General features: G+C 42.5%; 33 protein-coding genes. 5 read left to right on the top strand and 28 right to left on the bottom strand.

What is annotated here, in order from left to right:
* Positions 1-183: 183 nt before the first annotated feature.
* Entirely contained in the window at positions 184-426 is a 243-nt protein-coding gene (locus AC1MEO_RS01505; protein WP_480333864.1) for a hypothetical protein, read from the bottom strand.
* A 177-nt stretch (positions 427-603) separates the two neighbouring features.
* On the bottom strand, positions 604-1,641 hold the full coding sequence (locus tag AC1MEO_RS01500; protein ID WP_480333863.1) for a zinc-binding alcohol dehydrogenase family protein: 1,038 nt from the start codon (positions 1,639-1,641) through the stop codon (positions 604-606).
* Positions 1,642-2,009: 368 nt separating this feature from the next.
* Here AC1MEO_RS01500 and AC1MEO_RS01495 point away from each other — a divergent pair, with 368 nt between their 5' ends.
* Both AC1MEO_RS01495 and AC1MEO_RS01490 read left to right on the top strand, forming a co-directional pair.
* Positions 2,010-4,349, top strand: a complete 2,340-nt coding sequence (locus AC1MEO_RS01495; RefSeq protein WP_480333862.1) for an S-layer homology domain-containing protein — start codon at positions 2,010-2,012, stop codon at positions 4,347-4,349.
* 130 nt (positions 4,350-4,479) lie between these two features.
* Complete coding sequence (locus tag AC1MEO_RS01490; protein ID WP_480333861.1) at positions 4,480-5,673, top strand: MFS transporter; 1,194 nt, start codon at positions 4,480-4,482, stop codon at positions 5,671-5,673.
* A gap of 110 nt (positions 5,674-5,783) precedes the next feature.
* Here the strand turns inward: AC1MEO_RS01490 and AC1MEO_RS01485 are convergent, their stop codons facing one another.
* Together AC1MEO_RS01485 and AC1MEO_RS01480 are read right to left on the bottom strand one after the other, a co-directional pair.
* Positions 5,784-5,993 (bottom strand): DUF3886 domain-containing protein, encoded by a 210-nt coding sequence (locus AC1MEO_RS01485; RefSeq protein ID WP_480333860.1) that lies wholly within the window; start codon positions 5,991-5,993, stop codon positions 5,784-5,786.
* A 13-nt stretch (positions 5,994-6,006) separates the two neighbouring features.
* Positions 6,007-7,191 carry an acetyl-CoA C-acetyltransferase gene (locus tag AC1MEO_RS01480; protein WP_480333859.1) on the bottom strand — a complete coding sequence of 395 codons (1,185 nt, stop codon included), beginning with the start codon at positions 7,189-7,191 and terminating at the stop codon, positions 6,007-6,009.
* A gap of 81 nt (positions 7,192-7,272) precedes the next feature.
* Between AC1MEO_RS01480 and AC1MEO_RS01475 the strand changes: the two genes are divergently transcribed.
* Positions 7,273-8,172, top strand: coding sequence for a hydroxymethylglutaryl-CoA lyase (locus tag AC1MEO_RS01475; RefSeq protein WP_480333858.1), 900 nt, complete (start codon positions 7,273-7,275; stop codon positions 8,170-8,172).
* Positions 8,173-8,184: 12 nt separating this feature from the next.
* A complete protein-coding gene (locus AC1MEO_RS01470) occupies positions 8,185-9,165 on the top strand; it encodes an alpha/beta hydrolase (protein ID WP_480333857.1) in 981 nt (326 codons plus the stop codon).
* A gap of 28 nt (positions 9,166-9,193) precedes the next feature.
* Here the strand turns inward: AC1MEO_RS01470 and AC1MEO_RS01465 are convergent, their stop codons facing one another.
* The 6 genes from AC1MEO_RS01465 to yneA all read right to left on the bottom strand — a co-directional run bounded on the left by AC1MEO_RS01465 (position 9,194) and on the right by yneA (position 13,386).
* On the bottom strand, positions 9,194-9,475 hold the full coding sequence (locus AC1MEO_RS01465; protein WP_480333856.1) for a hypothetical protein: 282 nt from the start codon (positions 9,473-9,475) through the stop codon (positions 9,194-9,196).
* Positions 9,476-9,605: 130 nt separating this feature from the next.
* Entirely contained in the window at positions 9,606-9,848 is a 243-nt protein-coding gene (locus AC1MEO_RS01460) for a YneF family protein (RefSeq protein WP_006829797.1), read from the bottom strand.
* Positions 9,849-10,034: 186 nt separating this feature from the next.
* Complete coding sequence (gene tkt, locus AC1MEO_RS01455) at positions 10,035-12,038, bottom strand: transketolase (RefSeq protein WP_480333855.1); 2,004 nt, start codon at positions 12,036-12,038, stop codon at positions 10,035-10,037.
* A gap of 88 nt (positions 12,039-12,126) precedes the next feature.
* Positions 12,127-12,360, bottom strand: coding sequence for a DUF896 domain-containing protein (locus AC1MEO_RS01450; RefSeq protein WP_480333854.1), 234 nt, complete (start codon positions 12,358-12,360; stop codon positions 12,127-12,129).
* 58 nt (positions 12,361-12,418) lie between these two features.
* Positions 12,419-13,072, bottom strand: a complete 654-nt coding sequence (locus tag AC1MEO_RS01445) for a YneB family resolvase-like protein (protein ID WP_480333853.1) — start codon at positions 13,070-13,072, stop codon at positions 12,419-12,421.
* On the bottom strand, positions 13,069-13,386 hold the full coding sequence (yneA, locus tag AC1MEO_RS01440) for a cell division suppressor protein YneA (protein ID WP_480333852.1): 318 nt from the start codon (positions 13,384-13,386) through the stop codon (positions 13,069-13,071). The genes AC1MEO_RS01445 and yneA overlap by 4 nt, the downstream gene beginning before the upstream one ends.
* Positions 13,387-13,552: 166 nt before the next feature.
* Here yneA and lexA point away from each other — a divergent pair, with 166 nt between their 5' ends.
* Positions 13,553-14,173, top strand: a complete 621-nt coding sequence (gene lexA / locus AC1MEO_RS01435; protein ID WP_480333851.1) for a transcriptional repressor LexA — start codon at positions 13,553-13,555, stop codon at positions 14,171-14,173.
* A gap of 139 nt (positions 14,174-14,312) precedes the next feature.
* Here lexA and AC1MEO_RS01430 read toward each other — a convergent pair whose 3' ends face one another.
* The 18 genes from AC1MEO_RS01430 to AC1MEO_RS01345 all read right to left on the bottom strand — a co-directional run bounded on the left by AC1MEO_RS01430 (position 14,313) and on the right by AC1MEO_RS01345 (position 23,352).
* Entirely contained in the window at positions 14,313-15,047 is a 735-nt protein-coding gene (locus tag AC1MEO_RS01430; protein ID WP_480333850.1) for a class I SAM-dependent DNA methyltransferase, read from the bottom strand.
* A gap of 99 nt (positions 15,048-15,146) precedes the next feature.
* On the bottom strand, positions 15,147-15,341 hold the full coding sequence (locus AC1MEO_RS01425) for a hypothetical protein (RefSeq protein ID WP_480333849.1): 195 nt from the start codon (positions 15,339-15,341) through the stop codon (positions 15,147-15,149).
* Between the two features lie 62 nt (positions 15,342-15,403).
* Positions 15,404-15,835 carry a hypothetical protein gene (locus AC1MEO_RS01420; protein ID WP_480333848.1) on the bottom strand — a complete coding sequence of 144 codons (432 nt, stop codon included), beginning with the start codon at positions 15,833-15,835 and terminating at the stop codon, positions 15,404-15,406.
* A gap of 154 nt (positions 15,836-15,989) precedes the next feature.
* Positions 15,990-16,178 carry a hypothetical protein gene (locus AC1MEO_RS01415; RefSeq protein WP_480333847.1) on the bottom strand — a complete coding sequence of 63 codons (189 nt, stop codon included), beginning with the start codon at positions 16,176-16,178 and terminating at the stop codon, positions 15,990-15,992.
* Between the two features lie 173 nt (positions 16,179-16,351).
* Complete coding sequence (locus AC1MEO_RS01410) at positions 16,352-17,056, bottom strand: Na-translocating system protein MpsC family protein (RefSeq protein ID WP_480333846.1); 705 nt, start codon at positions 17,054-17,056, stop codon at positions 16,352-16,354.
* 246 nt (positions 17,057-17,302) lie between these two features.
* Positions 17,303-17,431, bottom strand: coding sequence for a hypothetical protein (locus AC1MEO_RS01405; RefSeq protein WP_480333845.1), 129 nt, complete (start codon positions 17,429-17,431; stop codon positions 17,303-17,305).
* 502 nt (positions 17,432-17,933) lie between these two features.
* Complete coding sequence (locus AC1MEO_RS01400; RefSeq protein WP_480333844.1) at positions 17,934-18,191, bottom strand: hypothetical protein; 258 nt, start codon at positions 18,189-18,191, stop codon at positions 17,934-17,936.
* A gap of 217 nt (positions 18,192-18,408) precedes the next feature.
* Complete coding sequence (locus AC1MEO_RS01395) at positions 18,409-19,329, bottom strand: terminase large subunit domain-containing protein (RefSeq protein ID WP_480333843.1); 921 nt, start codon at positions 19,327-19,329, stop codon at positions 18,409-18,411.
* The gene (locus tag AC1MEO_RS01390) at positions 19,310-19,690 is read right to left on the bottom strand and encodes a hypothetical protein (protein ID WP_480333842.1); all 381 of its coding nucleotides are present in this window, start codon (positions 19,688-19,690) and stop codon (positions 19,310-19,312) included. Before AC1MEO_RS01390 ends, AC1MEO_RS01395 begins: the two co-directional genes overlap by 20 nt.
* A 73-nt stretch (positions 19,691-19,763) precedes the next feature.
* A complete protein-coding gene (locus AC1MEO_RS01385; RefSeq protein ID WP_480333841.1) occupies positions 19,764-20,021 on the bottom strand; it encodes a hypothetical protein in 258 nt (85 codons plus the stop codon).
* A gap of 45 nt (positions 20,022-20,066) precedes the next feature.
* Positions 20,067-20,258, bottom strand: coding sequence for a hypothetical protein (locus AC1MEO_RS01380; protein ID WP_480333840.1), 192 nt, complete (start codon positions 20,256-20,258; stop codon positions 20,067-20,069).
* A 167-nt stretch (positions 20,259-20,425) separates the two neighbouring features.
* The gene (locus AC1MEO_RS01375; protein WP_480333839.1) at positions 20,426-20,641 is read right to left on the bottom strand and encodes a hypothetical protein; all 216 of its coding nucleotides are present in this window, start codon (positions 20,639-20,641) and stop codon (positions 20,426-20,428) included.
* 61 nt (positions 20,642-20,702) lie between these two features.
* The gene (locus AC1MEO_RS01370) at positions 20,703-21,191 is read right to left on the bottom strand and encodes a sigma factor-like helix-turn-helix DNA-binding protein (RefSeq protein WP_480333838.1); all 489 of its coding nucleotides are present in this window, start codon (positions 21,189-21,191) and stop codon (positions 20,703-20,705) included.
* 64 nt (positions 21,192-21,255) lie between these two features.
* Positions 21,256-21,396, bottom strand: coding sequence for a hypothetical protein (locus AC1MEO_RS01365; protein WP_480333837.1), 141 nt, complete (start codon positions 21,394-21,396; stop codon positions 21,256-21,258).
* Between the two features lie 85 nt (positions 21,397-21,481).
* The gene (locus AC1MEO_RS01360; RefSeq protein WP_480333836.1) at positions 21,482-22,294 is read right to left on the bottom strand and encodes a hypothetical protein; all 813 of its coding nucleotides are present in this window, start codon (positions 22,292-22,294) and stop codon (positions 21,482-21,484) included.
* 99 nt (positions 22,295-22,393) lie between these two features.
* Positions 22,394-22,594, bottom strand: coding sequence for a hypothetical protein (locus AC1MEO_RS01355; protein WP_480333835.1), 201 nt, complete (start codon positions 22,592-22,594; stop codon positions 22,394-22,396).
* Between the two features lie 129 nt (positions 22,595-22,723).
* Complete coding sequence (locus tag AC1MEO_RS01350; protein WP_480333834.1) at positions 22,724-23,212, bottom strand: hypothetical protein; 489 nt, start codon at positions 23,210-23,212, stop codon at positions 22,724-22,726.
* Positions 23,209-23,352: an XtrA/YqaO family protein gene (locus AC1MEO_RS01345; protein ID WP_480336001.1), complete on the bottom strand. Its 144-nt coding sequence runs from the start codon at positions 23,350-23,352 to the stop codon at positions 23,209-23,211. The genes AC1MEO_RS01350 and AC1MEO_RS01345 overlap by 4 nt, the downstream gene beginning before the upstream one ends.
* Positions 23,353-23,412: the final 60 nt, after the last annotated feature.

Below are 23,412 nucleotides of genomic sequence, written 5' to 3'. Positions count from 1 at the left end.
GCTAGTCCGAGTTAGTTCGGCGCGAGCCCGCGGAAAGCGTCCGCCTGAAGCGCAGGATCCGGTATAAACATGATAAAATATGGATTCATTCTTTAAATGACATCAATATTCTTTTGTCTACAAGCTAAAAGGCTGCATCTTCTGTAATAGAAGATGCAGCCTTTTACCTATGCCTTAAAATACTCAGCTATTGATTGAATTTGTTTGATTGTCGTCTTTGGCGGAATCAAAATTCCCTTGGCCGACTCTGCGCCGTATTTCTTCTTCAGTTAATTTTTGCCCGATGGGTCCTGTCGGGATTTCAGTGGAACTATTTCCAGTTTCTGCGCGTTCAACACGTGCAAAGCCTGAATTTGTTGCACGCCCGATCCGTTCTCTTTCAGCCCTGCTTGAATAAGTTTCTTCTGGTTTTTTTCCAACAGCCATTAAAATCACTCCTTTTTTGATCGTCCCGTAATTTTTAACAGCAAACTTTTCAATCCGAAAGACAAATGGATCCATAATTATCATACCATAATTTTCAGATTATTCAAAATCAGCAGTGTTTCAAGTGCTATGCAAATTAGCTCAGGATAGAGATTTTCCGTATTCATGTAGATGGCTCTATAATCGAATCGGGCCCTCGACAACGATTTTCCCGATTGTACGGCCTGTCAGCAGGTTGTCATAGGCTCGTTTCAAGGTTGTGGGATTGAGCGGCGATAAGTGTTTAGTCATGGTCGAACGGACTTTGCCTTCCTCTACCCAGTCAGCCAGTTGTGTCAAAATATGATGCTGCGCAATCATGTCTGCTGTCTGAAATACCGAACGTGTATACATAAGTTCGTAGGAAAAACTTATAGATTTTGAAAACAATGCAAGATGGAGCGGCTGAAAAGCCGGAAGGATCGAACAGATTTTACCTTGCGGCAGGATCGTTTCCGCCATATTTTCCATATGGTCATCCACGTTGGTCAAACAAAAAATATAATGTGCTCCTGAAATCCCTAATGCTTCCAACTGCGGTTTAAAATCTTCGTGATGATTGATGACATGATCAGCCCCATGATCGAGTGCCCATTCCCGTGATTCCGGCCGGGAAGCTGTGCCGACAACGGTAAGTCCAGCAAGTTTCGCAATTTGCGTCGCGATTGATCCGACTCCCCCAGCTGCTCCAATGATCAAAACTACCTTGCCTTGATTATCGGATGCTTTTTTTGATACTCCAAGCCGTTCAAAAAGCGCTTCGCTTGCCGTGATGCCGGTCAAAGGCAAAGCTGCTGCCTCTGGAAAGCCGATGGTTTTTGGCTTCTTCCCAACAATCCGCTCATCAACAAGATGGACTTCACTGAGACTTCCCGGAACATTGCTCGTTCCCGCATAGAATACCTCGTCACCCACCTGGAACAAACTGCAGTCTTCTCCCACTTCTACGACTACCCCAGCTGCGTCGCGTCCGACAATCGTCAATGACCGGTCGTCTTCGCTCTTGCCATCACGGGTCCGCAAATCTGTCGGATTCACCGATATGGCCCGAACTTCCACTAATAGATTCTTGCCTGTTGCCTTTGGACGGTCAATTTCAACCACTTGAAATTCAGGCGCTGCCGTTTTCAAGCCCGGTTCGTAAAAGCCTAATGCCATCATCTTTTCTTGTTTCAATCCACTTCGCCTCTTTCACGTTAAATAATGATAAAAATTGAATCAGTATTTATTGTAACTGTCGATACCTGCAGGTACAAAAACCCTGTTCCTTACTTCCACAAAAAAATCATCAGGCTTTTCTACGGACAAATCCTTGCCCAGAGCGACTATGAGCTAATTGTCATATAATCATTTATTAAATATTCTAAAAATATGGAAAATTAAGTTGTTTTTTCTTTTATTTTTGGTATTATAGATAAATAGATCCACCATTTATATTCAAAAATAATATTTATCCCTATCCAAGTGGTCTATTGTACTCATTTTCAGGGAGACCTGAGAATTTTTAAATATTTTAAGCAACACCCATCAGAGGAGGACGAAAAATGATCAAGAAAATTTTCACCACTACCGCCGCATTAGCATTAGTATTCACAAGTGTTTCATTGGCTCCACTGGCAGCAACCAGTCTGGAAGCACCGACAAATGTAAAGCCGGCCAATTCTGCGACTGATGTCGGTTTGAATGCGACCTTGGAAGCCCTCGTTAAAGATTCCACTGGTGCCGGAATCAAAACGGTTGATTTCAAAAAAGGATTTACATACGACTTTAACGGCAACGGTATCTCCGGCTTTGAGAACGACACAGCCGACAACCCGATTTCTGTTCCGATTCAATCAGGATCGACCGCGTTAACAAGCGAGCAGATAGACGCGATGGCAGCTGATGATGACGACACTGCTGTTACAAAAAGCAGCAATGGCTTCCCTTCCCAGCGTTTTGAAGTCGACGTATCCAAAGATTTGGCAGCGGGAAATTCGATTGAACTTTATTGGGAAGGCAAAACATTGGCAAGCGGGCTAGCTAATTTGTCTGCATGGGATTTTAAAGCCGGCAACTGGGTAGCTTTGAGTCAAATGCAAGGAAATGCTAATAACGAGGAAATTGTCCTGACAGCAGAAATTGACAAAGAGCGTTTCGTCAAGGACGGCAAAGTCCAGGCCATGGTTCATGATTCCGGTACTTTGACAGATTCCAAAGACCAGGACTTCTCTATGGTATGGCTTACGGATACACAGTATTATGCAGAGGATTTTCCGGAAGTTTGGACATCTATGACCGACTGGATGATCGCTGAATTCAAAAAAGGAAATTATGAGTACGCGATGCATACCGGAGATCTTGTCAATCAAGTTGATAAGCCGGAGCAATGGGCAGTAGCCAAAGAAAATCTGGACCGACTGGATGAAGCCAATATCCCATATGGCGTGCTTGCCGGAAACCACGATGTCGTCATCGATCCCCTTAACAAAACCTATGACTATAGCATTTTCAAAAGATATGCAGGCGTAGACCGCTTTAAGGAGAAGCCTTGGTTTGGTGAAGCAATGAATGACGAAAATCAAAACCATTATGATTTGTTCTCTTTTGGCGATCATGATTTCATCATGCTTTACCTTGGGTTCGGAAGAGACGGATCAGCTGAAACCGTCGCATGGGCCAATAAAGTCCTGGAGCAGCATGCTGACCGCAATGCGATTGTTGGCATGCATGAAAATATCAATTCATTGGCGCAATACGTTACTGCTGAAGCACGTACAGTCAACAGAGAAATTGTTATGCCGAACGAAAACGTCAAGATGGTCCTCAGCGGACACCATCACGGCGCGAACTACCGTGTGAAGAAAGTCGAAAATGAAGATGGTTCACAGCGTGACGTACTCGAAGTCTTGGCGAATCATCAAGGCAATACAGCTCCTGAACGCGGACAAGGGTATTTGAAGATGCTGACATTCGATCCAACGGATGAGACACTGGACTTTGTTTCGTACTCTCCATTTTTGGATGATAAAGATTTTGAACAATTCGATCCTGCAAAAGAGAGCTTTACAGCAAGCTTTGATTTAGCGGATGTAGAAGCGAAAGTAAACCCTAGACAGATCGAAACAGATTATCTGGCTGTTAATATCTTTACCGATCAATTGATCGGCCAGGACAAGGACCTTAAATCAGGGGACACTGCTTCTGTTGAATGGAAAGGCCTCAGCAAAAACACTGCGTATCACTGGTATGTGAATATGACCAATGCTGCAGGCGAAAGCGACAAATCACCAGTCTATCAATTTACAACGGGATCAACAGAGCCAGAACCAGAGCCAACACCTGACCCTGATCCGGTACCAAACACGCCAACATTCCCGGATGTCACACCCGAAAAGCCTGACTGGGCATACGAAGAGATTGAACGGATGGCAGCAAGAGGCGTGATTCAAGGGCATACAGATGGCACCTTCAAGTGGAGAGACGGGATTCAGCGTCAGCATGTTGCTCTTATGTTCAATCGTGCGCTGAAATTAGAGAATGAACTGCCGTTTAAAGCTTTTATCGATGTTCCGAAATCGCATATGTATTATGATCAAATTACCGCAACTCAACAGGCGGGAATTTTCGAAGGCTACAACAATCAATTCCAACCAATCAGCAAGCTGACTCGCCAAGAAATGGCCAAAGTGTTAGTGACAGCCTTCGATATTCAAGAAAAAGGTTCCCACAACTTCCCAGACGTCAATAAAACCGGCTGGGCTGATCCGTATATCGATACGCTTTATGCCGCTGGAATCACAGTCGGTTCGACTGGCGGAAAGTTCAATCCGGAAGCTGCTGTAACACGAGCTGAATTTGCAGTCTTCATGGACAGAGCATTAAAGTATTCCGAAGCACAATAAACCAAAGAAAAAGGAACCCGCAGCTGTGGGTTCCTTTTTTTGTATAAAACTACACCAAATCTTATAAAAAAATTATAATGGACCTAGCAAAACCATTAGTCGAATCCATTTGGGGAAAGGAGGCGAAGCAATGATCACCCGCCACACAGTCATTTCTCTCGGCATATCCCAACTGGTGTGCTGGGGGATCTCTTATTACCTGATAGCAGCTTTCGGCGCACGGATTGCTGAAGATCTTGGCTGGAACGACGCCATTGTTTACGGGGGCTTTTCAGCTGCATTGGTGGTTATGGCAATCACCTCACCACTGACTGGCCGATTAATTGACCGTTACGGAGGAAGCGTCGTTATGTCCACAGGTTCTATTTTACTGGCCGTAGGATGCGGAGGAATCGCCTTGTCCCATTCTTATGGCACTTATTATGCTGCCTGGATGGTTCTGGGTCTTGCTATGCGCCTGAGTTTATATGACGCAGCATTTGCCGCCTTGGCACGCATAGGAGGCGTTCATGCAAAACGCCCCATTTCTAAGATCACTCTTTTGGGCGGTTTGGCTTCCACCGTTTTTTTTCCGATCAGCTTCTTTTTAGCTGAAACATTCGGTTGGCGGATCGCTCTTTTTATCTATGCTCTGTTTGCCTTGTTGACGCTTCCGCTGCATTTGTCACTTCCTAAAGAGCGATTTGGCGAGGGGAGCAACACGGCTGAAGATCTTGAGCCGCCCCTATCCCCTGCAGCAACAACAACCAAGGAACAATGGATTGCCGGCAGCCTGTATGCGGTAATTTTCACCTTATTAAACTTTTTGAACTCAGGCATGTCCACCCATATGATCACTCTTCTAGCAGGGCTTGGATTGACTGCTGCTCTTTCTGTTTGGGTTTCAACGCTCAGGGGAATCGGACAATCCTTGGCACGGGTCTGTGAAGTCTTGTTCGGCGCTCGCTTGCATCCTGTGTCCTTAACAATTCTCGCTTCTATGATTTTGCCTCTCGGCTTTGTCATCGGGCTCCTCAGTGGCCAGTTTCTTGCAGCCGCTCTTCTGTTTGCCTTTCTTTTCGGCGCAGGCAATGGGCTGATGACGATTACCAGAGGAACATTGCCACTCGTTTTGTTTGACCATAAAACGTATGGAACCCTTGTCGGAAAGCTGCTGGTGCCCGGTTTCTTGTTGTCGGCGATTTCACCTATTGCCTACACGTACCTGATCCAACATTCTGGAGAACAAGCAGCCCTGGCCATTTCTGCCGGATTGGCATTTGTTATTTTTGTTCTGTCACTTGTGCTTAAATCCAGATTCCATCCCACTGCTGCAAAAGAATAAAGCAGCCGAAAAACTGGTTCAAGAAATTCCCTAGAAAAAATAATGCTTTAAACAGCGAAATAGCCAATCCCATTGTGCAATGGGATTGGCTATTTCGTGTTCATGCCTAATTAAAACTTATCGCCTTTATCTCCGTGCCGCTCCAGCAATTCAGCGAACGACAGGTTCTTCTCGCGTTCTTTGCGTTCGAACAAGCGCTGCACTTCTTTTTCTTCTTCCTTTATCTGTTCTTCTTTCAGCAATTCTTTTTTGGTTTCTTTCAATTTCGCCAAAATGTCTTCAGGCAGCACACTATTGGACTCTTCTTTTCTGTTAGCCATAGATTTTCTCTCCTTAAGGACGTTTGATAACAGTTGCAATGCCCTGGCCGCCGCCGATGCAGAGGGTGGCAAGACCGGTCTTAGCATCCCGTTTGATCATTTCATGCAGCAAAGTAACAAAAATACGGGTACCGCTTGCTCCGATCGGGTGGCCGATTGCAATAGCTCCTCCATTGACATTCAAGATGTCATGATTGAATTTCAATTCACGGTCAACTGCAATCGATTGCGCCGCGAATGCTTCGTTCGCTTCGATCAATTCCATATCTTCAAGTGACATCCCGGCTTTCTTCAAGGCATTCTTCACCGCTTGCACGGGACCGATGCCCATGACAGCTGGATCGACGCCGGCGCAGCCGTTTGCCACGACTGTTGCCAGCGGCGTCAGGCCAAGTTCATCTGCTTTCGCTTTTGACATGACAACGACCGCTGCTGCTCCGTCATTGATGCCTGAAGAATTTCCTGCTGTTACACTGCCCTCTTTTTTGAAAGCTGGACGCAGCTTCCCTAACCGTTCTTCAGTTGAATCACTTTTAACATACTCATCTGTTTTAAAGACGATCGGGTCTCCTTTGCGCTGTGGAATTTCCACCGGCACAATTTCGTCATTGAATCTGCCTGACTCGATGGCTGCCGTGGCGAGAGCTTGTGAGCGGGCGGCGAACTTGTCCTGCTCTTCCCGTGTAATGTCATAGCGTTCACATAAATTTTCTGCAGTAACGCCCATATGGTAATCGTTGAATGCACAGGTTAAACCATCCACCAGCATGCTGTCGACTACTTTCTGGTCTCCCATGCGGAATCCGCTGCGGGCATTCTCCATCAGATAAGGCGCCCGGCTCATGTTTTCCATTCCGCCTGCCACGACGATGTCTGCATCTCCAGCATAAATCGCCTGATAAGCCAGCTGAATGGACTTCAACCCGGATCCACATACTTTATTGATCGTCATTGCCGGTACAGTTTCCGGCAACCCTGCGCGGATAGACGCCTGCCGCGCCGGATTTTGGCCCAGGCCCGCCTGAAGTACATTCCCCATGATGACTTCAGAAACCTGATCTCCCTGAATGCCTGCGCGTTCAATCGCCTCTTTAATGACGATCGCCCCTAATTGGGTTGCGGATACATCTTTAAGAGACCCTTGAAATGAACCTACCGCTGTACGGACAGCGCTTACAATAACGATTTCCTGTGACATGAACTTTTCCCCCTTGTTTGATTAGCTGTAAGTTGCTCTTTTATCCCTTCCCTAGATACAATGGAATATAGGGGGGATACTATGTTCAGTTTACCAAAAAATGCAACGATTATCGAGGTCGGGCCACGAGATGGCCTTCAAAACGAGGGGAAACTTGTTAAAACCGAAGATAAACTTCAATTTATAGCTGCTTTGCAAAGAGCCGGAATCCAGGAAATGGAATTGACGTCTTTTGTGTCGCCAAAATGGGTGCCTCAAATGGCTGATGCCAAGGAGATAGTGGCACAAACCAAAAAAGTCGGCCGGCAGTTCGTCCTGACGCCGAATGAACGCGGCATCCAGGCTGCTCTTGAATCGGGTGCACAATCACTTGCGGTCTTTGTCGGTGTTTCCAATACCTTTAATAAGAAAAATATCAATAAAACCACAGAGGAAAGCATGGAGGCGTTAAAGCCCCTGATCCTCAACTTAAAAAAGCAGGGCGTCTTTGTCCGCGCCTGTATTTCAACTGCATTCTACTGTCCTTTTGAAGGTGCCGTTTCTCCGGAAGCAACTTTGGCGCTGTGCCGCCAGTTCGTGGATTGGGGAGTCGACGAATTGAGTGTCGCTGATACAATCGGCATGGCAAATCCGAAGGAAAGCTATGAATTATTCGCTAAACTGGTGGAAGCATTTCCAGACGTATTGATGACTGCCCATTTTCATGACACGCGCAGAATGGCCTTGGCCAATATTTCTGCAGCGCTGCAGGCAGGCGTTACCCGTTTTGATGCTTCTGCAGGCGGCTTGGGAGGCTGTCCGTTTGCACCTGGCGCCACCGGCAATGTCGCAACAGAAGATGTCGTCAACATGCTTCACAGCATGGATATACAAACAGGAATCAACGTGGACCTTCTTTGCCAAGCCATTGAAAAAATCGAACCACATGTCACGAATCCGGTAACCACCGGCATGTACACGCTATACAAAAACCAGGCATAAGGAGACTACACCATGAAGAAAAGATTGATATGGACTTCAGCAATCGTTTCCAGTGTACTGACAGCTTTGGCCACAATTGCAGGATTTATTGCCAGCAACCGGCTGATGTATGTAAAGAAAAAAGATGAACAGCTGATTCTCGAAAGGGAAACCACCGCAAAACGCTATGACGAAGTGTGGTACGCCAATGTGCCGAAAAGCGAGCAGTGGATCGAATCCGAGAATGGCTACCCGATCAAAGCCATTTTCCTTGAACCACATGAGACCAATCGCTATGTCATCATCTGCCATGGCGTCACGGAAACCAAAGTCAATTCCTTTAAATACGCCCGTCTGTTTGAACGGATGGGTTTTAATTCGGTCGTCTACGATCATCGGCGCCACGGCGATTCCGGCGGGAAAACAACCAGTTTTGGGCATTTTGAAAAGATGGACCTGAAAGCGGTGGTCCAGGCTTTAAAACTGCATGTCGGAGCGGATCTGTTTTACGGCATTCACGGAGAATCGATGGGAGCTGCAACTACCCTTCTATACGCCGGCATGGAAGACAAAGCGGATTTCTATATCTCTGATTGTGCCTATTCCGACATTTACGAACAGATTCTCCATGTCATGAAAACGACGACGCCCCTGCGCACCACTTTGGCGCTGCGGCTTGCCAGCATTTTCATGAAAATGCGGGATGGCTATTCCATTTCGACTGTTTCACCGAGAGAAACCGTACAGAACATTCAAAAACCTGTTCTTTTTATCCATAGTGTCAATGATGATTTTGTCTTGCCGAAAATGAGCGAGGAACTTTATGCATTAAAACAAGGGCCCAAGGAATTGAAGTTGTTTGAAGAAGGTGCCCACGCACAGTCTTTCAACAGGAACCCTGATGAATACGAGGAGACCGTGGCGGAATTCCTCATGAAGTACGGCTTGCTGACACCCAAGCAGCAAGAAACACACTGGGCTTCTGCAAAAGCTGTCCCATCTCTTATCAAATAAGAAAAAGCACTCCGCGGAGTGCTTTTTCTTATGGATTTTTCTTTTTGTTAAGCACCAGCTTCATGCCAGCCTGTCCCTCGGCACCAATGAACAATTCGGTAATCGGTCCACTTTTCACAATGCCGGTGACATGAAGTTCAATGGTATCCAAATTGTAATCGGTCATATCCTTCACCAGTTCCTGTATCTTATCCAATGAAACGGGAAAAGCTTTTTTAAAGTTTGCGTTTTCCAGATGGAACTTCCCTTCTTCTTTGTCATCTTCTTCAATGACCGGCAAATAAAACAGCAGCTCTTCATTTTCAGCCATAAAGTCCGCCTCCTCTAATTTTTCCATACAAGCTGCAACAATAAACCAGGATCTTACTGGCAACATACCCGTTTCCTAGAATTCTAATAGTAAAAAAGACAAAATAAAAAAAGCACTCCGGAGAGTACTTTTATTTTTTAGCTGGTTTGCCAGGTTTAGTTGATGCTTTATTCATTTGAGCCATCATTTGATTGATTTTCTTTTGAGACGGTTTTTGCCCCATTTGCATCATCATGATTCGCAGCATTTCTTCATTGATTGGTGGGTTATCTTGCAAATATTTCATCATATATCGGCGTGCGATAAAGAATCCAAGTGCAACACCTGCGAGTAAAGCCACGATAACGATTACGATCCAGATCCATGTATCCATTCTTGTTACCTCCTTCGTGTTGCGTAAATAAGTAGTGCACCACAATGGATTATACTATAAAAAAAGATTTGTGACCATAACTAGAAAAATAATAAAGAGAAACTTCATCCATTAAAAATTTCTTCTTCCCCTCGGCTATAAATATCCAAGAAAAAATGGGAGCAGCAATTGCTCCCATTCCCTAGTTTACTTTTCGTTTAGTAAGTTTTTCACTTTGTTTGCTACATTTTCAGCAGTGAAACCGAACTCTTCCATGATGCGCTCGCCCGGTGCACTGGCACCAAAACGATCAATAGCCAGAATATCGCCTTCATCGCCTGTATATCGATCCCAGCCGAATGAAGTGCCGACTTCTATAGCCAGACGTTTTTTGACAGTCTTCGGAATAACGGATTGCTTGTATTCCTTGTCCTGTTTTTCAAAACGGTCCCAAGATGGCATAGAAACTACAGATACTTCAATTCCTTCTTCAGCCAATTGTTTTTGTGCAGCTACAGCCAAACTTACTTCAGAGCCTGTCGCCAACAATAACGCTTGTGGATTTTCAACAGGTGAGACGACGTAAGCGCCTTTTTCAACACCAGCTTCAGCCAGTTCCGCGCTGTTTTCCAAAATCGGCAAGTCCTGACGTGACAGCACCAATAAAGTCGGTGTTGTTTTAGCTGTTAATGCTAAACGCCACGCTGCTTTTGTTTCGTTGGCATCAGCAGGACGGACAACGCTCAGGTTCGGCATTGCACGAAGAGAAGCCAATTGTTCAACCGGCTCATGAGTCGGACCATCTTCCCCTACCGCTACACTGTCATGTGTGAAGACATACGTCACAGGAAGGCCCATCAACGCAGCCAGACGGATTGCTGGACGGACATAGTCACTGAAGACGAAGAACGTTCCACCGAAGACATGAAGGCCTCCGTGAAGCGCCATACCGTTCAAGGCAGTGCCCATCGCAAATTCACGGACACCGAACCAGATATTGCGGCCTTCAGGATGTTCCGAATCAAAGTCGCCCGCGCCTTTAATGTTTGTTTTGTTGGATCCAGCAAGGTCAGCACTGCCGCCGAAAAATGAAGGAACCGTTTTAGCGATTGCATTGATCATGTCTCCAGAAGAAGAACGGGTTGCTTGTTTCTTGCCGAATTCATACGTCGGGAAATCAGCGTCAAAGTTTTCCGGAAGATCTCCACGGATTGCCGTCTGCAATTGTTCTGCCAACTCCGGATGTGCTGATTCGTATTGCGAATATAATTCGTTCCACTCAGACTCAGCTTTTGCTCCAAGTTCTTCAGTTGCCTGTTCGAAAGTTTTATAAACTTCGTCAGGTACATGGAAATCTTTATCGAAAGTCCACTCATAGTATTCTTTGACCAGTTTCATTTCATCTTCACCAAGTGGCGCGCCGTGTGCATCCGCTTTACCGGATTTGTTCGGAGCTCCGTAGCCGATAACGGTTTTAACTTCGATTAATGTCGGCTTGTCTGAAAAGTCTTTGGCTTGTGCAATTTTCGCAGACAAATCATCCAAAACATTGCCGTCATCTACGCGCAAGTAGTTCCAGCCGTATGATTCAAAACGTTTTTGAACGTTTTCAGAGAAACTTTTGCCGAGTGGCCCGTCCAATGAAATGTCGTTGCTATCATATAAAATGACTAATTTGTTCAGTTTCAAATGGCCCGCAAGAGAAATAGCTTCTCCGGCAACACCTTCCATCAAATCTCCATCACCGCATAAAGCGAATGTGTTGTGATCGACGATGTTCATGCCTTCTTTATTATATGTAGCCGCTAAATGACGTTCAGCCATAGCCATACCGACTGCCATGCCAATTCCTTGGCCAAGTGGTCCGGTTGTTGCTTCGACGCCTGTAGTGTGGCCATATTCCGGATGTCCTGGTGTTTTTGAATCCCATTGGCGGAAGTTTTTAATTTCGTCCATTTCCAAACCATAGCCACTTAAATGAAGCAGGCTGTATAAAAGCATAGAACCATGTCCAGCTGATAATACAAAACGGTCACGGTTAAACCAATCTGGGTTTTTCGGGTTGTGGTTCATATGTTTCGTCCACAATGTATAGGCCATTGGAGCTGCGCCCATTGGCAATCCTGGATGGCCAGAATTTGCTTTTTCGATTGCATCGATGGAAAGTGTACGAATTGTAGTCACTGCAAGTTGATCTGCGTGGGTTGACATAGTAACATCCTCTCTCAAACAAAAAATTTAATCCATTACTAGTTTAGTCAACAATAGAAAAGAATACAATGAAAAAGAGAATAAGTATTTAATTCAAATACTTATTCTCTCGAATATTTTTGACCTTATCCGGAGTTACATCATTTCCATTGGGGTCAATCACTTTTACATTTTCAATTGTGCCGCGCATCGTTTTACGAAAAGTCTGCAAATACTCCTGGCGCAAAGAAGATTGCTCTGTTGCCTCTTCTTTCGATAATCCTGCAGTTTTCGATTTACGTGACAGCTCATTTATACGACCTAATTTGTCTGGTGATAACATAGACATCCACCTTTCTTCTTTTCATATAGTACAAAAAAAGTCAGGTTTCTGCAATGGTTTAGTCTTTCATCAGTTTTTCGTACTCCTTGTATCGGCGATGGACTGTCGCTTTGCTCGCCTGATAGCCGAATCCCTGAAGCGTCACAGCGATTTCACTGAAGGTCAGGCCATTGGTCTTCAAGCTGACAATTTGATCGATGGGAAGGTCCAGACGTTCCCGGCCATCAGGATTGCCTTTCCCTTTTAGGTTTTTCTCTGGTTTGTAGCCGTTTTCCACTGCGCGCATCATGCCACGCTTTATTTTGGCATTATGAATTTTGCGCTGGTATTCTTCTACGATCGCCAAAATTTCAAGCACCATGTCATCCATATCATTTAATGCAATCGGACCACGATCTGATAGGGTATAAACATCTACACCGTATTTCTTCATTACATGCAAAAGGGCGATCCGTGCATGCCCTCGGCCTAACCGTGTTTCGTCCTGGATAAATACAGCATCGACTTTTTCTGTCTTGATGCTGTTCAGCATCTCCAACAGCCCATCACGATCCATTTCATATCCGCTGTGCTGATCGGTAAAAACACCTTCTACTTTATAGGACTGTTCAAACGCAAACTTCATGAGTTCTTCTTCCTGTCTCTCAAGGGAAGACTCCTGCGTATCTTTGGTCGTGCTGACACGGCAATAAATTAATGCATGTTTCTTCATTCGGCATCACCTGCAAATTTAATGGTCTCATCAGGAGCAAATTTTAATTGGTCGCTGGGAATCTTAAGTGATTGCCCGGCAATAATTTTCGAAGTCGAAAGATTGTTCTCTTTCATAATATCTTCAATCCATTCATGATGAGGGGTCGTGCCACTGAACGATTCTGCTAAAGTCCAGAGTGTATCGCCTTCTGCTATTTCAACTTGGCTCATTTGTGCACTGTTTGTATTATGGGACAGGATTGCATAAAAAGTAAATACCACAATTAAAGCAAAAAATACGATTAGATAAGAATTTTGTCGGATGATCGTCAAATAAATCGCCTCCTGAGAATATATGTTCGGAATGTATGTTCTCATAATAAGGGCGAACAGGTGTTTTTGTCAAGAATAAAATTCGAACCTATGTTTGCATTTCATTGCCCGAGTTGGTATACTATTGGTAGAAATTAAGTAGAATTACTCAAATGAGGTGAAACTGTTGAAAAAAGTATCCAAACGCCAAGAAGATATACTGACATTCATAAAAGATGAAGTTCGTTTGAAAGGCTATCCGCCTTCCGTACGTGAAATTGGAGAGGCAGTTGGTCTGGCATCCAGTTCGACTGTGCATGGCCATTTGGCCCGCCTCGAGAGCAAAGGCTTAATCCGCCGGGATCCTACAAAACCAAGAGCCATTGAAGTAATCAGCACTGATGAAGCGCTTATTGATAAAAGACCAGTATTGCACGTTCCATTAATCGGTAAAGTAACCGCGGGTATACCGATCACCGCAATTGAGAATGTGGAAGAATATTTCCCTCTTCCCCAAAGCTACGGCACAGAAGATGATCATATCTTCATGCTGGAGATTATGGGAGAAAGTATGATTGAAGCCGGAATTCTAAACGGGGATTATGTCATTGTGAAACAGCAGCAAACCGCCAATAACGGAGATATCGTTGTTGCCATGACTGCTGAAGACGAAGCGACAGTCAAACGTTTTTTCCGTGAAGAAAACTATTTCCGCCTGCAACCTGAAAATTCATCAATGGACCCTATTATCGTGGACCAGGTTTCGATTCTTGGAAAAGTTGTTGGGGTTTATCGCCAAATCCATTAAACAAAAAACACCGGGACAATTTAGATTAACCGGACTAAATGGAATACTATAAAACACCTTCGAGAAGGTCCACTTTACACAAGTGCCCAAATCGAAGGTGTTTTTTGTTTAATCTCATTATGTAAAAACCACCTGCTGCTCACTGCTTGATGCAGCTGAAAGCCAGGATCACCGGAATTCTTTTTCTTCTGCTGTATTCCTCTTCCTCTTCGAAGTATTGCCGCTCAGGCATTCCTTCTAATAGACCCGTCACTGTAAATCCCGCCTCGGTGAGCGCCGTAAAATAACTTTCAATGGTACGGTGATGCTTGACCACTATTTTGTCGATCCACGGTTCCTGCCGCTCGCCTTCTTCAAAGTAATCATCCACAATCCAACTGCCTCTCTTTTCTCCAGGTTTTTTACTTGCAAAAGAAGAAGTCGTCAGCGGGTGCTGGACACTGAAAACAAATTTCCCATTCTCCTTTAGCGACTTATGGATGTTTTGAAACACTTGATCCACTTCCGGCAAATAATGCAGCGCTAAGCGAGATGCAACGATGTCATACCCACCTTCTGGAAAGCTGAATGATTCTATTGCAGACAGCGTGATTTGAGCCTCTAGACCTGCTAAATTCGCTGTCGCCAACCCGCTCATCCCTTTTGAACCTTCCACTCCGTGATAATGAAGCGCACCAGCCTCCAACAGTTCTTTTCCAAACAACGCATCCCCACATCCCAGATCCAGTACACGCTTGTTTTGAAATGCTCCGAGCAGTTTATAGATCACCGGTTTTTCAATGGTGTTATTGGGGCTTTCAATCCGATTTCTTCTTTGCAGAAAGCTCTCCAAAAAATCTTTTTCATCATATGCACTCGAACCTTTAAAATTCATAAAACCCCTCCATCATCAGATTGACCTCTCCCAATTCCGGGCATAAAAAAAGCGCTGCATAAGCAGCACCTTGCGTGCAGCTTATTGAGAAGAAACCTTCTACAATTCGCTGACTTTTATATATTTAACCAAATTAATTGTGATGCGAATAATATTGCCTGTTTCCATATCGGAAATTTCATAAGTGCCATTAGAAGGAATGTTGCTTAATGCCGACTCTTTATCCATAGCCTGGACGCTGTGGACGATCGTATTGCCCTGATCAAAATTAAATTCTACTCGAAACGATTTCATGCAATGGCCTCCTTCAATCTATTTGCTTTGTCTTCGTGAATCAGTTTATCATATATAAAGCATTATTGCTGTTTGTATAATTCCTTAAAGACAATGACTTTAAGAGCCAGCAGTTCTTCTTCATTTAAATCCTCTTCAAGTTTTTGAATCACTTCGTCAGCAGACATTGTCCCATCTTCAACTCCGGACTTCATTTTAGCCAAGTCAGTTAAACCCACCTTTTTAATCACTGTCCCGGCAGCATCTTCAGTTGTTTGGAATGGCAAAGGCTGGCTCTGCTGTTCCGCAATCTGGGCCTCTTCTATGTATTCAAGCATTTGAGGATCATTCTCTACATACTCCACTATTTTTTCCATCTGGCCATTATTCCGCAGATCTTCTGTCGCTTTAGCAACAAAGCGATCCACCGAAAAATCCGGGCCTACGACATATGCTCCAATTCCAGCAAATGAAAAGAATATTAAAAAGATAATGATTATCATGAGAAAACGCATAGTAGATTTCTCCTTTGCTTTTAGATTATTATAACAGCAGACGTACAAAAGTGTATAAAGTTACCATAAAAAAAGAAAAACTCTGGTTAAATTCTTTGCAGAACTCAACCAGAGGCCTTTTCTTTAACTTAACTCAAGCATATTCATTTAATAATCATCTTTTCTGCTGCTCAGCAATCCACCAGTCTATGTGTTCCAAATTAAAGATCACAGTATCCTGATATGCTTTGCGGTGCGGAATCTTTCTTTTCGACATTAAATCTGTAATCTGCTCTGCAGCCAACGGATAATTTACTGATTCTAAATAATCAACCAGTTTCGAAAGTCCTTGAATTTTCCTCAATTTAATCCCCTCCCACAAAATCCTCCTTTTGTTCTTCCAAAGGAAAATTCAGTATGAGTTATTAAATTTCTTGGCTGCACTTAATTATAACCTCAAAATGAAAGCTGTAAACCGTTTAAGGTGTTAAAATTTTATTTTCCCCTCAAAAAAAAAAGCACCTCCGAAGAGCTGCTCTAGCTATTATCATTTTTTTGTAAAGCTATAACTGCATATCCTTTATCCTCATTGAAGCTCCAATCGAAAAAAACTTCATTGATAGAACGATTCAGTATCTTCTCTAACGCAGATTGCTTAAATAATTTATACTCCAGCGGCCTTTTCGCCAGTTTCAGTGTTTCTGCAAACCCCTGATTAATGAGTTCCTTTTCAAGCAAGGTAAATATGTCGATGCGCCTTATCAAAAGCGTTCGATTACTTAACCAAAAAACTTCAGTTGACCCGGGTACTTTTTGCCCTATTTCACTAACCTTAATAATTTCATTAAGGAGTGCTTTTTCATCCACTTCTTCTGGCCAAGGTTCTTTGGTGATGGTGCCTTCTTTGAGGACTGCCAGAATCATGCCGGATTTTCGTTCCAGATTCCAATCAGCATAAAGTTCTTTAACATCAAGATTCGCTTCTTTCCAAAAATTCCTCTTGAATTCCTCTTGAATTTCAACCATCAGCAGATCCCTAAGTTCAAGCACTTTTAGTTCTTCATTTTTGCTGAGCAGCACTTTTTCCATCGGCGATAGAAAATCCCTTATTTGTATACAAATAAAAGGATGGACTATATTGACGTAAACCGATTTCGGTCCCTTGCCGAAATGAGAACGTAAAATTGTAGAAGAGAATCGGCTGACAACTGATTCAACTGCATTTTCTTTCTCTTTGACCATACTGCTTCCCCTTTGAATGGAAAATAGAATTGTTTCCATTCGGTCAAGCATACAGCAGTTGAGCTATAACTCCTATTAATCACGCTTACTGTACTAATTGCAGGATAAATTAATAGGAGTTTAGACCACCCTGAGTCAGGCGTCGCATACAACTTTATTCCCCCATGCGTTTGTCATGACACGAAATATCTACGATTCCGCATGCCGTCGACAATCACATTTACTCACTTTGGCTTGTCCTGCTTATTAGGAATCCGCTCTTTGGCTTTTTTCATAAGCACGTTCTTCCTTGGTAAAGCCAATGTAGCATATTGCAAAAGCGACCAGCGACGTGATCCAAAGTGAAATTACAGCTGCAGTTAAAATCATGAACATGATTATCCCTCCTCTTCACTAATCAGCAATGCAGTATTAACAGCCCAAAAATCGGCGTAATAGATCTAATAATAAGTTGTAGTGTTGCGTTATTTTTAATTAGTCGAATTAACACGCCAATAAGTTTCTTTCTTTAGTAACTTTCGGCTGTTTTTCTTTTTCAGCAGGATGGGCTTTCATTTTTTTATTAAAACAGAAAAAACCGTCAGAGCTTTTACGCCCCAACGGTTTACATCCATATATTTTAGTACATCTTCAAGTATTGCTCGCGTTCCTAGGGGTGGATCCTTGTGCGGAGTCTACATCTGGGGTTTCCACTCTTTTTTATTGATTTATAAGGATTTCAATATATTTATCTTGTTTATTAGTCTATATTTCTAGTTACAAAATTGGGTGATCATAAGAATGTTGTTTGACCAAATAGCAAATGACCGAATTAAGTTTCTTCTATAATATTAACTGTCAAAATGCGTGTAACCTTCTAACATCCAAACGCCAACAATTAATCCATGCCGCCACCATATAGCAGGCCATTACGTTTGGCTAACTCTTTCAGCTTTCCTGTCATCGGATTATCATCATTCTTTCTGAATGGGAAAGTACTGAATTCACCGATATAGTCATGTATCCAAGGCGCAATAGATCCGTTTGGCAAATAAACATTACCTGCTCTCACTTCCGGAACAACAACCTGAGCTCTTACCATTTTGCCGCCTTTCGGATTCACTGGAATGAGTCCAGGTATTCCTTTTGTCAGCATTTCAATAACGGCAGTAACGTTTGCTTTGTCCTCAATGAACTTTGTCCCGGCACCCGGCTTGTGGCCACTTGTCGGACATTGTGCGGATGGCTTGCATGGTTGCCTTGATGCCCATCTTCTCTTTCACTCGATCCAGCGAGTACTTATCCGCTCCAATGCGCCCCCACACCTGTCCGGAAACAAAGTCGGAGGTCTCGGCATCTTTGAACGTGCAATCCTAGGACTGAATAATTTCATCGAAATGAGCAGGAGCCACTTTATAGAGCTTCCACCAATTCCGCTTGAAGATGGTACAGCCGACAGGAGCTGGACGTTGTTGGTAAAGAGCGTTACGGGTACCGACTTCCGTCTTTTTGTCCTTAGCCCATTTCTCGTCATAGCCAAGTTCCAGACAGAGCGGTTCGCCTATTTTACGGTCCAGCAAATCGTCTTCGTCCTCAGCAATTGCCGGCATGCGAATCCGCTCCCAATCATAGGGAGAACACTCAAGCAAACGACCAATAATGTCATCCTCATGCCATCGCGTCATAATGACGATGACTGATGCGCCTTTATGAAGACGGGTAGATAGCGTGGATTCCCATTCATCCCATACCTTGTCTCGAATCGTCAGTGAGTTAGCGGCCTCTGAGTTCTTGAACGGATCATCAATAATGAGCAAATCCGCTCCCTGTCCTGTAATAGAACCGCCAATACCTGTAGAAATCATACCGCCATCATCAGCTGCGACATCCCAGTTACTTTGAGATGAGTTGATTTGTGATAAGGAAACGCCGAAAAGATCTGGGCCGTATTCTTCAAGCTTACTTCGATTGAGACGTCCGAATTTCTTGGCCAGTGTATCGGAATAAGAAGCAGCAATGACTCGCTTGCTTGGATTCTTCGACAAGTAGTAGCTCGGGAAGCTCTCAGTTACCGTCATACTCTTTCCATGTCGCGGCGGCATCTCAATGAATATATACTTCTGTTTGCCATGAGCAATCGGTTCAAGCCTGTCAGTAATGTATTCGGTATGTCTGAAGTGCGTGTAATTGCCTCGATGCACATGCACCACGTAATCGCGATAGGAGCGGCGAGCCAATTCACTCTGCGCTTCATAAGCCAGCTGCTTCCGTTGCTTATCCGTCAGTTTGAGCAAGTTTCCTCAACTCCTCGGCAGAAAACTTGGACAGATCCACCTTATGTTCGAATCCACCACTATGCTCGATTTCCTGTTTCGTACTGAATTCATCTTTTGCTTTACGTTCCAAGTACCATAATGACAAATCAATATTGCCTCGCTGGATGCTGTCTGTCACATTTAATTTGGCCCGCATTTTCACTTGGTCCTTCAGCAGCTCTTTTCGCTCCGAAAACTCTTCTTTTTCTTTACAATAATCATAGAAGGTTGAGAGTCGAACATCCGCATAAAGACAGGCTTCACGATCTGTTAATCCCCTCATGAATCCTTCTTCTAGTTTTCGGACTACTTCTTTCGTGATTTTCTTCGGTCTTGCCATCTTTCTAACACCCACTCTCGCGCTATTCGCTTTATTAGACATAGAAAAAAGCAACTCCGAAGAGATGCTCTTGTTAGCTATTTTTTCTTTTTTGCCAAAAACCAGCTATCTTTACTTCGTAATCTTCATATAAATTACCAGCGTCATCAACAGAAATGTTAAATTTCTTACTAGCTGCTTCTGCAACTTCAAGATCATGAGCCTCTGCATCATAATCATCACCGCTATTGCTTAATCGATCATGTTCACTTCTCATGAATGTATAAACATCAGCATGTTCCAATGTATTAATAAACGCTTCTGTTTCTGTATCTCTTTCGATTTCACTCATACATACACCACCTCTTCTATTACTAATCTATAAAATAAACAATTTTTAAACGAACTTCACTTCAAGCGACTTAATATCATCGAAATTTTCTTTGAAGTATATAAAGTCATTAGTGATTTCGATATTCCCATCCTTGTGATCTGCTACTGCTTTGAGAAATTCTTCTGGATTACTTTTAATCACTAAAGGAAGATCGCTATTATGAGTTTCTACTACAACCATCATTTTCTTTGCCAAATTTACCACCTCCTCTACACACTAATTCTAGAGAGAAGCAATAAAATCCTTTATATCCAGTATTAACCATCCGAATTAAGCGGGATAGTGGGAGGGACTGATCTCTCGAACGCATTCCCTCTTTTTTCTCCCCTTCATATATAGCAATTTCGTACGTCAGCCATACGTCAGAACATTCCCAGTGACGGGTAAGGCCCTATTGTCATATAAGCAACAAATCCTAGAAGAGCTCCTAACTGCCAACCTTCTTTATTTCCAAAAAGCCTATTCAACAGCATTGCTGGTATTAGAATCCATAAGAAGATTGGAAGCAAACCTACTGCTAACGCCAAGTACACTTCAATCATTTCTGAATAAAATAATTCTCCTAAATTTAAGTTCATTATTTAATACATCTCCTTTTCCAAATTATATATATTATTACGTTTATTTGGCCTAAGAGTTTCATCCTGCTTGATTTTTTATTTTCTGGCGGGCTCTTTCAATGTATTGTTGAACTGATCGCTTTTTAAGTCCTTTTTCTTCGGCAATTTTCCCCACACTTAACAATGTAGCTTCATGCAAAATATAACACTGACGCTCGCGAAACGATAAAGTTGAAAATATATTCGCCAGAATGATTTCCTCTTCAAAAGACATATACAAATGCTTCGGACCTTCCTCCAGCTGCTCAGTGATATCCGGAATGAAGTCCGTGCCTTGGAATGAACGACTCTGGTAGATGCCTCTCTTATCCGAACCACGGTAATTATTTGGATCCCTTCCTGTTTCTAACCACTGCATTATATACTCCATTTCCTCAATCATGCTATTGTATTGAGTCAAATCCAGTTTATCCTGCGGGTTTCTCTTGTTTAGCGTACTTCTCTTTTTCACAAGCTCATCGCGAAATTTCTTGTACTGTAAAATCATTTCATCAGCCCAGATCGTCATCCTTCACCCCTCCTATCGATTCCGGCGAATCGCTCCGCCTTTAGCTCTTCTGAATGTATTGCGATTACTGCCCATTAATTCTGCTATTTCCCAAGGCGTCAGCTGCTCTGTCTGTTTTTTGCTGGTTAATAGCATTCGGTTTCTCTGCAATCTGTTCTAGATCATCTGAGAGCCCTTTTTCTCTTAGCTGTTGAATCGTTCTCATAACCACATCTCCTTTTAGGTAAATAAAAAAGAGGACACCAAAACAGCGTAATGCTGTAATGATGTCCTCCAGTTGACTGGTGGGACTATACTATTTCTTTTGCTCTTAAAATAATCAGCTTTTCAGAGCTGCCATTTAAGACTTCGTAAGTCTTAGTATCGATAAATGTTAAGTTGAATTTTTTATTATATTCTTCATTTTCTATAGAAAAATACTTAAGTTCTAAAGTGATATCAAACATTCCGTCTTCCAAGTAAGTGTTATGATCATGTCCCGTATAATATGACATCCACCCATGGATATCTTTTGGCAAGACCACTTCGGCTTTAGCAGAATAATTAATATTGATAGGAACACAGTTGCCTATCATTCTAAAATAGCGTTCATTAAGAGTCCCATAATGAACATCTTTAATTACACCATTTTTATCACACAATGAGTTTTTAAATATTAAATGGGAGGCCTTAATTCCTGTATTAGCTATAGTAAATGTATTAGAAACTATTTGTTGGGGAGGAACCTTGGCTTTTAATACTTGGCGAACATCACTAGTTAGCTTATCGAAGTTATCCATATATGCTGTTGCTTCAATGTTTTTAGCAATTGTACCGCCGAAGTTTTGAATGGTTATAGTTATTTCGTCTCTTTCGTCCCAAACTAAACCGCCTCTTAATAATAAACGATGATCCAGCACTTCTAACCTAGGTTTTCTCTTTGTATCTTCTTTTTTTTCATTATGGTTAATAGTTAGCTTAACTCCAAAGTAAGTTAATGCTCCAGCTATAACTCCACTTAGCACTCCACCAGTTAATGTAAACCAATCGCTGATATCTGCATTTGAGATGAACGTCGTCCAAAAACTAGTACTATTCAAAATTATAATCGCCACTGTAATCAACATATTTTATCCTGACAATTTATCTTCAAAACTCTCCCCCCCATTAAAGAACTACCTTTACTTACTATAATGATTTCTCCAGTTGACTGGTCGGACTTATTAAATTTCTCTAAAACCCCTTATTTCTAAATTTCCTAAATTTAAATTCTCACTTGCGGATATAAGATTTTCATAGTGAGAAAAAGTATCGCTTGTAATGTTTTCAAAAAAATCGTCTTCGACTAAAGTGGCAAAATATCGTTCTTCAATATTTATCCCTTCATTGGACTTCACATAGTACCTTACCTTTATTCTTTTCAAAACTCTTCCCCCTCATCAAAATTAAAAAGATCTCCCTGAATGTAAAAATGTATTTCAACCTATAATTTATTTAAAAGACACCAAAATAGCACAATGCTGTAATAATGCGCTCCAGTTTGCTAGTGCGGACTAAATATATTTTTTCTCTATGTGCTTTACCATATCTTGAATTAATAAGCTGCACCTATCTACAGTTTTATAGATTTTGGGGTTTGTGGAATTATCGTTGCTATTGTCAAAACTAATATCCATAGAAAGCCCATTGATTTCATCAATTATAGTCGATATTTTCGAGTGCATTTCTAATGGATAATGTGGTTTTATATCACATAAATAAAAAGCTTGAACCTCATTTATTTTGTCAGAAGCGATATCAGATGAAATAATTGTTACTAATCCGTGTTCCTTATTTTTAAGATAATTATTCGCCAGATATAAAGAATGTTTCAATTTCGGAACAAACTCCGTTATTATTTTCCGTGTTATTAATTCATACTTCTCTTTTTTCTCTTTTGAATGCGAAGATTTATTTTCTAAGTATTTTGCAATACTTGGTATGCTAACACCTAAAACCGTACCTAATATTGCAAATATCGGAGCAATCCATATTTCGTTCAAAAATCTTCCCCCTCATCAAAATTCATACGCTTCACTTTGCCCTTATACGTAATAATGCTTGTTTCAGCATGTGAGGGAAGTTCTGCTAATTTAACTTTCCCTTCTGAGATAATCAGAACGCAAGAAAGTGGTAGCTCCATTATACCCAACTTTAGTATGCCTGTATCGGAAATTTTTACCGAATTCACCCTTATATATAT

The organism is Planococcus sp. BI3 (genome assembly GCF_056680115.1).
Note: the sequence above shows the minus strand (reverse complement) of the source record. Positions and strands in the feature narration are given on the sequence as shown.

Bases quoted from the DNA above. Each gene is read 5' to 3' on its own strand.
- AC1MEO_RS01505 (WP_480333864.1), bottom strand. From the start codon at position 426: ATGGCTGTTGGAAAAAAACCAGAAGAAACTTATTCAAGCAGGGCTGAA.
- AC1MEO_RS01495 (WP_480333862.1), top strand. From the start codon at position 2,010: ATGATCAAGAAAATTTTCACCACTACCGCCGCATTAGCATTAGTATTC.
- AC1MEO_RS01490 (WP_480333861.1), top strand. From the start codon at position 4,480: ATGATCACCCGCCACACAGTCATTTCTCTCGGCATATCCCAACTGGTG.
- AC1MEO_RS01485 (WP_480333860.1), bottom strand. From the start codon at position 5,993: ATGGCTAACAGAAAAGAAGAGTCCAATAGTGTGCTGCCTGAAGACATT.
- AC1MEO_RS01480 (WP_480333859.1), bottom strand. From the start codon at position 7,191: ATGTCACAGGAAATCGTTATTGTAAGCGCTGTCCGTACAGCGGTAGGT.
- AC1MEO_RS01475 (WP_480333858.1), top strand. From the start codon at position 7,273: ATGTTCAGTTTACCAAAAAATGCAACGATTATCGAGGTCGGGCCACGA.
- AC1MEO_RS01470 (WP_480333857.1), top strand. From the start codon at position 8,185: ATGAAGAAAAGATTGATATGGACTTCAGCAATCGTTTCCAGTGTACTG.
- AC1MEO_RS01465 (WP_480333856.1), bottom strand. From the start codon at position 9,475: ATGGCTGAAAATGAAGAGCTGCTGTTTTATTTGCCGGTCATTGAAGAA.
- AC1MEO_RS01460 (WP_006829797.1), bottom strand. From the start codon at position 9,848: ATGGATACATGGATCTGGATCGTAATCGTTATCGTGGCTTTACTCGCA.
- tkt (WP_480333855.1), bottom strand. From the start codon at position 12,038: ATGTCAACCCACGCAGATCAACTTGCAGTGACTACAATTCGTACACTT.
- AC1MEO_RS01450 (WP_480333854.1), bottom strand. From the start codon at position 12,360: ATGTTATCACCAGACAAATTAGGTCGTATAAATGAGCTGTCACGTAAA.
- AC1MEO_RS01445 (WP_480333853.1), bottom strand. From the start codon at position 13,072: ATGAAGAAACATGCATTAATTTATTGCCGTGTCAGCACGACCAAAGAT.
- AC1MEO_RS01430 (WP_480333850.1), bottom strand. From the start codon at position 15,047: ATGAATTTTAAAGGTTCGAGTGCATATGATGAAAAAGATTTTTTGGAG.
- AC1MEO_RS01425 (WP_480333849.1), bottom strand. From the start codon at position 15,341: ATGAAATCGTTTCGAGTAGAATTTAATTTTGATCAGGGCAATACGATC.
- AC1MEO_RS01420 (WP_480333848.1), bottom strand. From the start codon at position 15,835: ATGCGTTTTCTCATGATAATCATTATCTTTTTAATATTCTTTTCATTT.
- AC1MEO_RS01410 (WP_480333846.1), bottom strand. From the start codon at position 17,056: ATGGTCAAAGAGAAAGAAAATGCAGTTGAATCAGTTGTCAGCCGATTC.
- AC1MEO_RS01405 (WP_480333845.1), bottom strand. From the start codon at position 17,431: ATGTTCATGATTTTAACTGCAGCTGTAATTTCACTTTGGATCACGTCG.
- AC1MEO_RS01400 (WP_480333844.1), bottom strand. From the start codon at position 18,191: ATGCTGACAAAAGGAATACCTGGACTCATTCCAGTGAATCCGAAAGGC.
- AC1MEO_RS01390 (WP_480333842.1), bottom strand. From the start codon at position 19,690: ATGGCAAGACCGAAGAAAATCACGAAAGAAGTAGTCCGAAAACTAGAA.
- AC1MEO_RS01385 (WP_480333841.1), bottom strand. From the start codon at position 20,021: ATGAGTGAAATCGAAAGAGATACAGAAACAGAAGCGTTTATTAATACA.
- AC1MEO_RS01375 (WP_480333839.1), bottom strand. From the start codon at position 20,641: ATGAACTTAAATTTAGGAGAATTATTTTATTCAGAAATGATTGAAGTG.
- AC1MEO_RS01370 (WP_480333838.1), bottom strand. From the start codon at position 21,191: ATGACGATCTGGGCTGATGAAATGATTTTACAGTACAAGAAATTTCGC.
- AC1MEO_RS01365 (WP_480333837.1), bottom strand. From the start codon at position 21,396: ATGAGAACGATTCAACAGCTAAGAGAAAAAGGGCTCTCAGATGATCTA.
- AC1MEO_RS01345 (WP_480336001.1), bottom strand. From the start codon at position 23,352: ATGGAGCTACCACTTTCTTGCGTTCTGATTATCTCAGAAGGGAAAGTT.